Annotated in this window: 11 protein-coding genes; 7 read left to right on the forward strand and 4 right to left on the reverse strand. The window is 50.3% G+C overall.

Features of this window, described 5'->3' with window-relative positions; genetic code table 11:
* The first annotated feature begins 3 nt into the window (after nucleotides 1-3).
* A complete protein-coding gene (locus tag DWZ16_RS01160) occupies nucleotides 4-939 on the forward strand; it encodes a GTP-binding protein (protein ID WP_022359817.1) in 936 nt (311 codons plus the stop codon).
* Between the two features lie 141 nt (nucleotides 940-1080).
* Here DWZ16_RS01160 and DWZ16_RS16430 read toward each other — a convergent pair whose 3' ends face one another.
* Complete coding sequence (locus DWZ16_RS16430) at nucleotides 1081-1467, reverse strand: hypothetical protein (RefSeq protein WP_412694262.1); 387 nt, start codon at nucleotides 1465-1467, stop codon at nucleotides 1081-1083.
* Nucleotides 1398-2540, reverse strand: coding sequence for a hypothetical protein (locus tag DWZ16_RS01165; RefSeq protein ID WP_412694263.1), 1143 nt, complete (start codon nucleotides 2538-2540; stop codon nucleotides 1398-1400). Before DWZ16_RS01165 ends, DWZ16_RS16430 begins: the two co-directional genes overlap by 70 nt.
* A 223-nt stretch (nucleotides 2541-2763) precedes the next feature.
* Here DWZ16_RS01165 and DWZ16_RS01170 point away from each other — a divergent pair, with 223 nt between their 5' ends.
* Nucleotides 2764-4230, forward strand: a complete 1467-nt coding sequence (locus tag DWZ16_RS01170) for a D-alanyl-D-alanine carboxypeptidase family protein (RefSeq protein WP_243021878.1) — start codon at nucleotides 2764-2766, stop codon at nucleotides 4228-4230.
* A 192-nt stretch (nucleotides 4231-4422) separates the two neighbouring features.
* Here DWZ16_RS01170 and DWZ16_RS01175 read toward each other — a convergent pair whose 3' ends face one another.
* Both DWZ16_RS01175 and brnQ read right to left on the reverse strand, forming a co-directional pair.
* Nucleotides 4423-5439, reverse strand: a complete 1017-nt coding sequence (locus DWZ16_RS01175; protein ID WP_118468016.1) for an ABC transporter substrate-binding protein — start codon at nucleotides 5437-5439, stop codon at nucleotides 4423-4425.
* A gap of 28 nt (nucleotides 5440-5467) precedes the next feature.
* Nucleotides 5468-6853 carry a branched-chain amino acid transport system II carrier protein gene (gene brnQ, locus DWZ16_RS01180; protein WP_118522131.1) on the reverse strand — a complete coding sequence of 462 codons (1386 nt, stop codon included), beginning with the start codon at nucleotides 6851-6853 and terminating at the stop codon, nucleotides 5468-5470.
* 275 nt (nucleotides 6854-7128) lie between these two features.
* Here brnQ and DWZ16_RS01185 point away from each other — a divergent pair, with 275 nt between their 5' ends.
* The 5 genes from DWZ16_RS01185 to DWZ16_RS01205 all read left to right on the forward strand — a co-directional run bounded on the left by DWZ16_RS01185 (nucleotide 7129) and on the right by DWZ16_RS01205 (nucleotide 13463).
* Nucleotides 7129-8031: a LysR family transcriptional regulator gene (locus DWZ16_RS01185; RefSeq protein ID WP_118522132.1), complete on the forward strand. Its 903-nt coding sequence runs from the start codon at nucleotides 7129-7131 to the stop codon at nucleotides 8029-8031.
* A 92-nt stretch (nucleotides 8032-8123) separates the two neighbouring features.
* Nucleotides 8124-9539, forward strand: a complete 1416-nt coding sequence (locus tag DWZ16_RS01190; protein WP_118522133.1) for a Wadjet anti-phage system protein JetA family protein — start codon at nucleotides 8124-8126, stop codon at nucleotides 9537-9539.
* Nucleotides 9540-9542: 3 nt separating this feature from the next.
* A complete protein-coding gene (locus DWZ16_RS01195) occupies nucleotides 9543-10229 on the forward strand; it encodes a DUF4194 domain-containing protein (protein ID WP_022359826.1) in 687 nt (228 codons plus the stop codon).
* Nucleotides 10204-12306: an ATP-binding protein gene (locus DWZ16_RS01200; RefSeq protein WP_118522134.1), complete on the forward strand. Its 2103-nt coding sequence runs from the start codon at nucleotides 10204-10206 to the stop codon at nucleotides 12304-12306. Before DWZ16_RS01195 ends, DWZ16_RS01200 begins: the two co-directional genes overlap by 26 nt.
* A 47-nt stretch (nucleotides 12307-12353) precedes the next feature.
* Entirely contained in the window at nucleotides 12354-13463 is a 1110-nt protein-coding gene (locus tag DWZ16_RS01205; RefSeq protein ID WP_118522135.1) for an SbcC/MukB-like Walker B domain-containing protein, read from the forward strand.
* Nucleotides 13464-13470: the final 7 nt, after the last annotated feature.

Raw genomic sequence — 13470 nt, forward strand, 5'->3', positions numbered from 1 at the left:
ACTATGAATGAAGATAAGATGCCGTTGTTTCTCATCAATGGTTTTCTGGAAGCTGGAAAAACCCAGTTTATTAAATTTACAATGCAGCAGGATTATTTCCAGACCGAAGGAAAAACACTTCTGATTGTCTGCGAAGAGGGCGAGGAAGAGTATGATGAGGAGCTTTTAAAGCAGACTCATACAGCGGTTGTCTATATAGAGGAAGCGGAAAAGCTGACGCCGGAATACCTACAGGATCTGGAGCTTCTTTACAATCCGGAGCGAGTTCTGATGGAGTGGAACGGTATGTGGAATCTGGATGCCCTGAAACTTCCGAACGATTGGGATCTGTATCAGCAGATCACGATCATCGATGGTTCCACATTTGATTTATACCTGCAGAACATGAAACCATTGATTGGTGCCATGGTCCGCAACACGGAAATGATTATCATGAACCGTTGCGACGAGATCGAGGATCTGGATGTATACCGCCGTACTTTAAAGGGCATGAACCCGCAGGTTCAGATCGTATTTGAGGACGCAGAGGGCGAAATTGAGGAAGTGACCGAAGCGGATCTTCCATTTGATGTCAATGCCGAAGTGATCGAGATTCCGCCGGAGGCATATGGTATCTGGTATATTGATGCGATGGATAAACCGGACCGTTACCGTGGAAAGACCGTTGAATTTACCGGCATGGTACTGAAAACCCCGGATTTCCCGAAGAACAACTTTGTTCCTGGACGTATGGCGATGACTTGCTGCGAGGCAGATATGACGTTCTTAGGTTTCATGTGCAAGGCAAAAAATGCCCGTCTGCTTGAGACGAAAGACTGGGTCAAAGTACGTGCCCGCGTAGAATATGAGTATATGCCGGAGTATGAGGGCGAAGGTCCGATGCTTTATGCAGATTACGTGGAAAAGGCAGAGCCGATTGAGGAGATTGTGCAGTTCTAAGATTTGCAACGGAAAGCTGTGCTTGAAAGAAAAGGTGTGCCCCGGAGTGTGGAAGACTCCGGGGTTTTTAAAAAAGAAAGAGAAATCGAACAAATGCTCGATTTCTCTTTCTTTTATTTAAAATTGGATTACAGCTTTATCTTACTCCGTCATCTTCGGCACCGGAGTAGGTCTTGACCGGTCAAATACCTCGTTGACATCAAACAGGTCACTCAAATGGTCGCCGCCGACTCCACTTTCCGGAAGGTCATAATACATCCGGTAGCCGTCGAGGTTCCGGCGCCCCTGTCGCATATAATCGTCGCCGATCTGGACGAAATACTGGGAGGAATCTACGTTACAGAAGTAACGGAACCCCTTGTTGTACAGGTACTGGAAGCGCTCGCTGCTTGTATCATACGGATGCCAGTCCCCAATATCGCTTCCAAACGGGAAGAGGATGATATCACACGGACCGGTCAGCGTTTCGACTTCATTTGCCCATTTATCGGTATCTTCACGGAATTTATCCATGGAGATCGTACCCATGTTGCGGTGTCCCCAGCTGTGGAGGCAATTTCAAAACCGTCGTCGCGCAGGCACTGGACGACTTTTGCTGCGTTGGCGCGTTCTTCCTCAAAGTTGAAATCCGGGTGTTCCGCTTTGTACTCGTCAGTATTGTAGGCGGAATCGGTGCGGTAGCCCAGGATGCCATTGTAACCGGTAAAAGCAATGCACGCTTTTGCGCCGCGGTAGGAGAAATCCGGGTGCTCTTTGATGAAATCATCCAGTAACGGCACCAGATCATAGGAACCGACGGAAACAGAACCGTCGTCCATCTTCATCTCGTTCGTTGGCTTGCCATCCTCGCCGATAATCATACGGGAGGCAAAGCCATCGCCATCCATGTATTCGTAGTAGCAGACATCATCCTGTGACATGACGAAGGGTTTCTTACCTTCCGGAAGCATGATATCGCCCTCCTGAAAATGCCTGGAACCGTCCTCTGCGGTCACCTCATATGCTACATCGTGCAGACGTACCAGAACGAAACCGCGCTCATACATCGACTGGAGAATCTTCATAAATTCATCCTTGGTCGTCATGACCTGATTATAACCCTTTTCGCGGCTGTCGCCGTCAAATGCTTTCGAGGTATCCATAATCAGTGTATGGAAGAATACATGCGTTACTTTGCGCGGATCAGCGCGCACCAGTGTTTCTTTGGTGGCGTTGTATTCGTCGATCGCTGCCGTCACGGACTCGTCAGATGCGTATGTACTGCTGGACAGGAGATTGATTGCCCCGTCATAGTCATAACCGTCTGCCAGAAGCTTTGCCTGAGCGATGACACCCTCGAGGCTGTCATCAGCAGGTGCAGATGCATTATCAAGGGAAATTACTCCATTTTCAGAATCCGTTTCGGTTGACGCTGGAACCGAAGATACATGTGCTGCCGGAGAGCGGCGCACCCAGAGGAACGCGGCAATTCCAAGCAGTACAATCAGAATGCCGATTAAAATTAAATACGGAAGTTTGGAGGAACCGCCGTGCCGTCGCCTGGAACGTCCGCCACGTGCAGAAAATCCAACGCTTCCAAGGGAGGAATTTCTTCTCATCATAGTTTTCACCTTTTGTTTATTCATATTTATCTGTCGTTTTTTGCGTCAGATAGTAATAACAGGCCGAGAAAGTTTGCCACCGACTCGACACAGCAAGAAAGAGAGCGGAAAACGTTTTTATAAGCCTGTCTGTGTTCTTATAGTATACCATAAAAAGGAAAGGTGGTCTATGACAGTTTCTTACAATTCTCTTTGGTATAGGGACGGGCGGATATGCCATATCTTGAGAAGAGAGTATGTGCAGACGGAGGAAGATATGAATGAAAAATGTATCATGCAGGGAGAGGCGTGGTATTTGAAATGGAAGCGTGTGGAAAAATGGTGTTGGTTTGTGAAAAAGAAGCTGTTTCGGGAAAAAGAATGTATGTGTTGGGACGAAGGGGGCAGAGACAGGAGAAGAGAGTATTTAAACAAAAATGCTTGGAGAGGGCTGGCAGCGATTGGTGTAGCGGTTGTGCTTACGATGGGAGAATGTGTGTCAGGCATACAGCTTGGAATTGGTAAATTGGGGGGAAGTGGTATGCTCACATCTTACGCGGAGGAACTGTGGATTCCCGTTTCAGTAACCGCAGAGACAGCGCAGGCAGCAGAAAATGCCGCTGAGCTTCCCGTCCAGGCACCGGAGGCGATCCTTATGGAGGCCTCCACCGGAACTATTTTGTACGAAAAAAATGCGGACGAGGCGCGAAATCCAGCCAGCGTGACGAAGATTATGACGCTGCTTCTGATTTTTGATGCGTTACATTCGGGAAAAATTCATTTGCAAGATGGGGTCACGACCAGCGCGCATGCGAAATCCATGGGGGGATCCCAGGTGTTTTTGGAAGAAGGGGAGGTACAGACGGTCGAAACGCTGATCAAGTGCATCGTCATTGCATCGGGAAATGATGCCAGTGTGGCAATGGCAGAGTATATCGGCGGCAGTGAGGAGGCATTTGTTGCGATGATGAACGAGCGGGCGAAAGGGCTTGGAATGGAGACAGCAAAGTTTGAGGATTGCTGCGGTCTGACGGCGTCTACGACGCACGCGATGTCGGCGCGCGACATTGCCCTCATGTCGCGGGAATTGATCACGAAGTATCCGGAAATTTTTCAGTATTCAACGATCTGGATGGAAAATATAACGCACCGGACCAAGCAGGGAGAGAAAGAATTTGGACTTTCCAATACGAATAAGCTGCTGAAAATGGTGACAAATTTTGAGGTGACGGGACTGAAAACAGGTTCTACATCGCTGGCAAAATATTGCCTGTCCGCAACCGGGCGGAAAGATGGTGTTGATCTGATTGCCGTCATCCTGGCAGCACCGGATTATAAGGCGCGGTTTGCGGATGCGGTCACATTATTAAATTATGGGTTTGCAAATTGTCATCTTTATAAAGATGAAAATCCGGGAGCTGTGCCGGAAACGACGGTGGCAGGCGGCATCCAGGAACAGGTTGCAGGGCGTCTGCGGGGAACCTTTTCTTACCTTTCGATGGAAGGAGAGAATCTGGATGGAATCGAAAAAGAGTGGATGATGGAAGAATCCCGCAAAGCGCCGGTTCGGGAAGGTGATGTGATCGGACATCTGGTCTACCGGTTGGATGGACGGGAATTGGGAAGTGTGGAGATAGAAGCGGCAGAAACGGTGGAGAAAGCGGGACTCTGGGACTATTTTAAGAAGGTAATGGGAGTGTTTGCGGCATAGAAATAAAGAGCTGTCATGTTTGAATAGTGATACATGACAGCTCTTTTTTGTGTAATAGGAAATTCCTTGGAATTTCCTATTACACAAAAAGGCACTAACGTGCCAATGATGCGCACTCGCGCGAAGATGTAGGTTGTCGCAAGCGACCGCGCGAGACGCCCGGATGTGCCAAGGCACATTCTTTTTTGCTGGTTATTCATTCTGCAATCCAGCCGCTTTTTCAGAATACGTGGTCGTTACCAGTTTTTCATAAGGAATCCGTTCCTTGAGTTCACCTGCTTCTTCCAGAATATTTTCCAGAAGCTCAAAGCTGTCCCTGTGGAAAATGGTATCATTTTTCCAGGTGTCCTGCGCTTTGTAGCGGTCAACGATGCGGGCGATTGCCGCGCGGTCTGTTTCCGGAAACTGAGGTTGGATTGTCTCGGCGATTTCATCCGCACTGTGGGAGTTGACGTAAGCTAAGCCCTTCTGGATGGCATTCGTGAACGACTGGATAATTTCCGGATGCCTATTTAGATAGCTCTGCTTTGCACAGTAGGCGGTGTAGGGGACATAACCGGAATCGACGCCGAGCGAGGCGACAACGGTGCCATTTCCTTCGGTTTCAAGGGTGGTGGCGAAGGGCTCGAACTCGACCGTGTAATCCGCATCATTACTCGTAAACGCCGCCGCTGTCAGCCCGAAATTGATACTCTGATCGATGGTCAGGTCATTTTTTGGATCGATGCCATTTTTCTTTAAAATATACTCAAAGACCATTTCCGGCATTCCACCCGCGCGCCCGCCAAGCACCTTTTTGCCTTTCAGATCCTGCCAGGAAAAGTCTGGTTCGGCACTTCGTCCAACGAGAAAGTTTCCGGCACGCTGGGTCAGCTGGGCAAAATTGACAGCATAATCGGCGGAACCTTCCTGGTAGACATAGATACTTGCCTCTGAGCCCATGAATCCGATATCGGCATCCCCGGAGATGAGCGAGGTCATAACCTTGTCGGCACCGGCACCGTTTACGAGTGTCAGAGCGATGCCTTCATCCTTAAAATAGCCCAGCTCGATGGCGGCGTACTGCGGCGCATAAAAAATCGAGTGGGCTACCTCATTGAGTGTGACCGGTTCAAGCGCCCCGTCCGCCTCCTTCGCCTGTCCACACCCGGTCAGGGTGGTAAGCAGAGTGAGCACAGCCAGGGCAGCTGCAAATTTAGTTCGTTTCATGGTTGCCTCCTGCGGTTCGTTCATACTATTAAGATATGGGGAATACAGGAAGGTGTGAGCGGTCTGCTGATTTTTCTTTCTGTCTCCAGAGAAGTCCAATACAAAGCCCGACAAGCGACGGCAGAATCCATCCGAGGTTCAAATCAAACAGCGGAAGCGTATGTCTGGCAAATGCGATGACGGGTTCCAGATGTAGGGCAGACTGCATTTCGTACGGCAGAGCTGCTAAAAAGTCAAAGATGGAAGCTGCCCAGGAACAAATGGTAACGCAGACATAGACTTTTTTGTTATGCTGGAATGCATTTCCAAGCAGCGCCAGGAGAATCAGCGTGATGGCTGGCGGGTAAATCAGCATCAAAACAGGAACCGAGTAAGTGATGATAGCGGACAGTCCTATATTTGACACAATGAGTGAAAAAAGGGTAAAAACGACCGCCCATGCACGGTAGGAAAGGGCATGGGGAAACAGTTTCACAAAGGTTTCCGCACAGCTCGTTACAAGCCCGATGGAGGTCTTGAGGCAGGCGAATGTGATCGCGATGGCGAGGATCCAGGAGCCCATCCGTCCAAGGTAGTAGTCTGCAATCTGGGAGAGGGCAATGCCGCCGTTTTCTGAAAGTTCGAATTGTCCCAGTGACTGTACTCCAATCAGGATGGTAAGCAGATAGATAAATGCCATCAGAAGCCCGGCCAGCATACCGGAATGCAGAACCTCTTTTGCAATGGTTGAATCTTCCCGCACGCCCATCTGGCGGATAACCGAAATGACCACGATCCCGAATGCGAGTCCGGCAATCGCATCCATGGTTTCATAGCCCTGGGAGAGCGCGGAAAAGAAAGCTCCATTCTGATAAGAGGCATCGGGAACTGCCGCTGAAACCTCGATGCTCGGATGAAGCAGGGCAGTCACAATCAGAACGCCTAGAAACAGAAGAAACAGCGGATTGATGATTTTTCCGATCCAGAGCGTGATGCTGCCTGGACGAATGGAAAATACAAACACCAGCGCAAAGAAGATCAGCGAAAACAAAAACAGCATAGTCTGTTCGGAAAGCTGTGTTCCTAAAAGAGGTCTGACTCCGGCGGTAAAGGAGGTCGTAGCGCACCGCGGAATAGCGAAAAACGGTCCGATTGTCAGGTAGAGCAGACAGGTAAAGAAATAGCTATATCTGTGTCCGACGCGGCGGGACAGATCCTGAAGTCCCTCCGAATGTGTGCTTCCGATCGCGGCAACACCCAGGATCGGAATGCCGACGGCAGTCAGAATAAATCCAATCGCTGCCGGGAGAAACTGGCGTCCGGCAAGCTGACCGAGATGTACCGGAAAAATCAGATTTCCGGCGCCAAAGAACATGCCGAATAATGTTCCGGCAACTAAAAGCCGCTGCTTATGGGAAAGACAGGTCTGCGTCATAGATATTCACTCCTTTTACATGAGAATTGAAAGTTACTGTTCACGCATACGTGTCCAGTAACGGAATTTGCCGTGGCTTCGCATTTAAATACGGCAAATTCCTGCTGCCACCACGTTTTCTTACGGCACTTTCGGTTCCAAAAGTGCCTACCCGTGAACAGTAACAATTGAAAACTCTTTTCTAATCATCATTATAAAGCCTTCCTTGTGGTTTGTGAAAATCTAGTTTATAATAGAAATATGACAAAATGTAATATTCTAAAAGGAGGTGCGGCATGGATGCCAAAAAACTGGAAATATTGATGACGGCGGTAGATCTTGGAAGTTTTTCGAAAGCATCCGAGGTAGTTGGCTACACGCAGTCGGGGCTGACCCATCTGGTGGACAGCCTGGAGCGGGAGATTGGATTTCCGTTGATCCGCCGCAGTTACAGCGGCATCGCGCTGACGGAGGCGGGAGAAAACCTGTTGCCGGATATCCGCCAGTTTTTGCAGGCAAATGCCACCCTGGAAAATAAGATTCAGGCGGTGCGGGAACAGCAGGAGGAGTCGATCCGTGTGGCGGCATATGCGAGCATCGCGATGTACTGGATGCCGGAGATTTTATACCGGTTCCGCCGCCTCTGCCCGAAGGTGGACGTTGATCTCCGCATGGTCGATCATGCGCTGGAACCATTTGAATTATTACAGAGCGGAAAGACGGATGTCATTTTTGCGAGCAGACAGAAAGAACCGAAATGCGAGTGGATTCCGCTGTATCATGAACTTTTGTATGCGATTCTGCCAAAGCAGTATCCCTTAAATGGGCGCAAAGAATTTCCGCTGCGTGAATTTGAAGGAAAAGATTTCCTGATGCCTTACGGGCGGTTTGACATCGATGTACACGCCGCATTTGCAAAAGAGGGAGTCAGGGCAAAGGAGCAGTCTGTCTATGTGGATGATGAGACGGTGATCCGCATGGTGGGAAAAGGGCTGGGCATTTCAATGATGTCTGAACTGATGATCCGCGGAAATACCGAAGATGTCTACTGCGTTCCGGTTTCCCCGACCTGCATCCGGGAAATAGGAATGGGTATGAAGCCGGGGGCGGAGGAGAATGGGAGCATTGCAAAGCTGAGAGAATGTGTGATGCAGTTTGTGAGCACGTTAAACAAAGGCGGAAACGTCTCTTTGAAATAACCGGAATCACAGACCAAACAGTCCAAGCCTTGCCATTTTCCCAGTATAGAGTATATAATTAAATACAGATAAATATATGGAAGGAATACACCGTGAGTATAAATAAAAACCTTTTTGACGCTCTCCCAATCGGCTTTTTCAACTGCCTGGCAAGCGGCAGCAGCAACCGCATTTATTCGGACTGTCTTCTGCTCATTTATCATGAGTATGACCGGGAGATCACCTACCGCATTGCCCGCAGCCGCATCCGGGATGCGCTTGCCATCTATCTTCTGGAAAATCACATTGATTATTTGGACGATGAGATGACAACCGACCGGAATTACAACCAGCTTGCCAATTCCGTGATCCGCAAATTCTGCTCGAAAGAGGTCGGATGGCTGGAGGAGGATACGGACGATGCGACGTATGAGAAGCATATCATGATGACGGAGCAGGGCGTCTTTCTGGCAGAATTTCTCCAGAAGATGATGAAGCCGGAGTGGGAAGAATTTTCAAGTTATATTTTCAATATTTATAATATTTTGCAGAATCCCGACCAGTGGGAACCGGATATCTATGTCAATGCGCTGCGCTCGGTCTACCGCAACGCGAAACAGCTCTCCGGTGCGCTCAAGCGCCTGGCGACCTTTATCAAAAAAATCATCGAGCGGATGGTGCGCGAGGAAAGCCTGGAAAGTCTGACCGAGAACGTCCTCGAATACTGTGAGGGCGATTTTATCCGCGAGTACGCGCGTCTGACGAAACAGCAGAATATTCATATGTACCGTTCCTTTATCCGGTCAAAGCTGGAAGCGATGCAGAACCGGCAGGAGCTGTTTGAGGGCCTGGTGGCGGGATGCGCGAAGGAAGAAGAACTGGAACACATTGAGGCGGAGAATAAGGTGCTGGATATGATCCAGACGATTCTGCAGTTTTTCTCAGTCGATTACGACCAGATCATGCGGGATATCAAGCATAAAATTAATATCTATTTACAGATTGCGATTGGACGCGCGAGATTTCTTCAAAACCGGGACAGCGATGTGCGCGGGCATGTCGAGCAGACGATCCGCGTGATTGCGGCGGAGATGAACACACTCGGTTGGAAGGAAGAACTGCCGGAGTCGATGAACGGGTTGTTTTTGCTGGAAAATAATGAGTTTATCGATACCGACTCGATCCGCTATCCGCGACGGGAGCAGATGATCCGCGAGGCAACCTATGCGGAGCTGGAAGAAATGACACAGGAGGACATCGATCGTGCGAGGGAGGCACAGGAGAGGGAGGCAGAGAACCCGTATTCGAAGGATAAGATGAAGAATTATCTGGAGGCGCTTTTAGGAGATCGGACGGAGATATCCAGCGAGGAGGTTCCGATGAAGAGCAAGCGGGATCTTTTAAGCGCGCTCTCGGCGGTTGCCTATGGTTCGGAAAATGGGTATGAGATACAGGCGGAGGATGGTTATCTGGAAACGCAGCAGATGCTTCTGCGGCGCTTTAAAATCGAACGCCGGAAGGAGAAATAAAACATGGGATTTGAAGAAATATGGAATGAATATACATCCTCTGAGAAGGACATGTTCCAGAAAAGTGTCAGGCGTCTTCTGAAGCAGACCTTTATCGTGCGCGACCGTGACGAGGACAGCAAAAAAGCGTACTATTTTGTCTCCAAGCGTTCGGAACCATTTTCAGCGTACCTGGGATATATCGGATACGATATTGTAATTGACCGGGAAAATGGCGTGATTATGCTGCAGAACTGCCGGGATCTCGGCGAGAATGGAAAACTGCAGATCAACCATGTGACACTCAAAAAGATGGAAAGTGTGGTTTTATGCTGCCTCTGGACTCTCTATGCGGACCGGGTGCGTTCTGGAAATCTTTCGAAAAATATTGAGATTTCGGTGACCGATCTGCGCTATGAGATGGAAAAATACGGCATTCGGGATCAGATTGACAAGAGCAGTTTTGCATCGATTCTGACGCTGTTTACCAAATATCAGCTTCTGCAGGTGATTGGAAAGCTCGGCGAGGAGGACTGCCGGATCTGTCTTTATCCGTCGATGCAGTTTGTGCTGGAACCACAGGAGTTTGGCAAATTTGTGGAAAATGTCAACCGGCGGATGCAGGAAAAGTGGAGCCGTGAGGACGAATGGGAAACGGAGCTGACAAAAGAGGAGGAAGACGGCGATGAAGAATCAGACGATCATGAATAGGAAATCGGCGAAAAAACTTTTGATGGTCCAGTGGTCGCGTTTCCAGAATGTCTGTATCGAGCTGGAAGGTTCGACCCTGGTGACCGGTGTCAACGGAAGCGGAAAATCGACGGTGCTTGATGCGATGACCTATCTCCTGACGGGCAACACGCAGTTTAACAAGGCGGCGAAGGACCGAGACCGGACGGTGCTTGGCTATGTGCGCGGCGACACGCGCAGTAATGGCGAGGCGCGTTATTTGAGAAATGGCAGCGTTGTCAGCTATATTGCGATGGAATTTTCCGATCCGACGCTGGGAGTGCCGCTCACGGTCGGAGTATGCATTGAGTCTCCAAGTGAGTCTGGCAAGCCGGTCAGCAGCTGGTTTATCTGTCCAGGGGCGGCGATTGACGATATCGATTTTACACGGATTGAGGGAAATGCACTCCGCATCACGCCGAAAAATGAGCTGACAGTGAATGGCGAGGCGATGAAGCTTTCCTCTTTTATGGGACGGGACCGCGGCACGGAGGCGGTACTCCGGGCGCTGGGACTCCGCGTGGACGCAGCCAAATACCGGACAAAGCTTCTGAAAATGATGGCATTTAACCCGGAAAATAATATCGACCAGTTTATTCAGGACTGTGTCCTGGAACCGGGAAAAGTCCAGTCGCTGGAGGAACTGCGCGAGCAGAAGCGCCAGTTTGAGCGCCTGCGGGAACTCTATGAGAGTCTCAGACAGGGCAAAATCCAGCTCGAAGAGGTGCTTCGCCAGAGTGATGAATACGAGAAGAAAAAGCGGGTACTCCGCATCCGGGAGCTGATGCTTTCGTATCAGGCGCTCCGGGAGAAGGAAGAGGAAGAAAAGCAGACGAAAAACCGTTATCAGGCTTTAAAAGACCAGTACGGGCGCCTGACCGAGCGGGCGGGAGAGCTCATCCGGCAGCAGGAAGCCGCACAGGAACGCCTGCGAATTGCAGAAAATAACGATATGGTCAAGGGAATGCAGGAAAGCCTGGATTCCCTGAAACGCCAGATCGAGGAAGCGGATCGTGAGAAAAAGAACTGGGAGGACAAGCTGGCGCAGATTTTGAAATTGAAGAAGAAGATAAGCGCGCTTATCAAGCTTCTGGAAGCAGATCTTCCGTCCTTATCCTCGGAAAACACCTATCTGGAGACACTGGAACAGGCGGATGGGGAGACGGCGAAGAAGCGGGAGGCGTTTGACGCATTCCGCGAGAAGGTGCACCGTCAGGATGGCATCTATGAGGAAAATAAGATCCACCTGCAGGATCAGTGTAAAGAGCGCGAAAAAGAGATAGGGGCGCTGCAGGAGAAGATCCGCCGTCTGGAATCGAATATCCTTGTGTTCCCGGCGGAGGTGGAAAATGCCCGGAATAAGATTCAGAGAGGGTTAGAAAAACAGGGTATCCAGACCGAGGTCCACATTTTTGCCGAATTGGTCCAGGAGGTGACCGCTCCGGAGTGGAGAAAGGCGGTTGAGACATTTCTGGGAAGAAAGCGTTTCTATATCATCGTGGACGGCGCGCACTGCCATAAGGCGATGCAGATTTTACAGAAAGAGCGGATCTATGATGGAAATGTCGTGATCACGGATAAGCTTCCGGAAACAGAGGCGGTGGAAGGTTCCGCGGCGGAGATTCTGCGGATCCCGAACGTCTATGCGAGACGTTACGCCAATTATCTGTTAAACGGCATTCATCTCTGTGAAAATCTGGAAGAGCTGCATGAATACCCGAAGGGCGGACTCATGCGGGATGGCATGCTGGCGAAGAGCTATGCGGTTGCGATGATGGATATGAGACGGACCGAGCTGTGTCTCGGCGCAGACGCGATCCGCTGCCAGCTGGAACAGTCCAGAAAAGAACTGGAAGAATTACAGGTGGTTCAGCGGGCCGATAAAGAGGCACTTTCACAGGTTATCAAATACCGTGATGCGATCAAGGAGATCGACTGGGACGGCGGACACTACGATTTTGGCGCGGCATATGGGCTGAAGGACTGCGGAAAGCGCAGGGACAGCCTGGTAAAGGACCGCGAGGAGATCGAGGCAAATCCGGATTTACCGCAGTCCTGAAAGAACTGGAGACGGCGGGACGGCTGGCACGCGAGGCAAATGAGAGTGTGAACCAGAACCAGAGTGAGCTCGGCGGCTGTAAGAATGATTTAAAGGGCTGCGAAGGAACACTGGGCCGTATCAGCACGGATATCTATTTATGCCAGAAGGCATATGAGGAAAAATGCCTTGTCAACATGGAACTCAAAGAGGTGATGCTGGAGGAATATAACCGCGAAAGCGAGAAGCGCGGCACGATCCGCGTGACGACACAGCTTTCCATCGACAAGAGCAAAAATATGCTGGCAGAGCGGGAGCGCCAGCTGGAGGACGCACAGCTGGCGTATTGCCGCCTGGCGGGAATCGACGTCGGAAAGCGCGGCATCGGTTACATCCCGTGGTATCGGGAAGAATACCGGAACTTGGCGCACGTCAAGGTGGAGGAAGCCCAGCAGAAGCTGCAGGAGCAGGCAGGACGGCTGGAGAGCGCGTTTATGAACGATTTCGTGGCGGAGATTGACGAGAATGTTCGCGAGGCAAAACGTGAGATGGACGCGATCAACCGCGAACTGCGCCATATGCCGTTTGGCAACGATACCTACAAGTTTGTGATGAAAGAAAAGCCAGACCGCGCTCTCTTCTTCCGCATCTGCAGGCGTCTGGAAAAATATATGAGTTCCCCGCAGGTCTATATGAATTCGGCGCGCGACGACGAGGAGATGGAGAATGATATTCAGGAGTTTATGAGTATCATTCTGGCGGAAGAAGATGAGTGGGAATACACGGATTACAGGAGATATTTCTCTTACGATATGGAGATCAGCAGCCGTCAGGGACAGACCGAGATCACGGCAGAGTTATCAAAAAAACAGGGTTCCGCCAGCAACGGCGAGAAGCAGACCCCGTATTTCATCATTCTGGCGGCGAGTCTTTTGCAGTGCTACCCGGCAAACACCTGCTGCGCCCGTCTGGCATTCATCGACGAGGCATTCTCGGCATTGTCGAGAGAGCGGATCGAGCAGATGGTCCGTTATTTCGAAGAAAATCACTTCCAGGTATTCTATGCAGCCCCGCCGGAGAAGATCAACAGTATCGGTCAGTTCATCGATTCAACCGTCAGCCTGATCGTGACAGGACGGTATACGAATGCGGTAGAAGGATTGGTGAAGCAGGCATAGGAAACGA

Source organism: Clostridium sp. AF29-8BH (assembly GCF_003478145.1).
Lineage (GTDB): Bacteria > Bacillota > Clostridia > Lachnospirales > Lachnospiraceae > Otoolea > Otoolea fessa.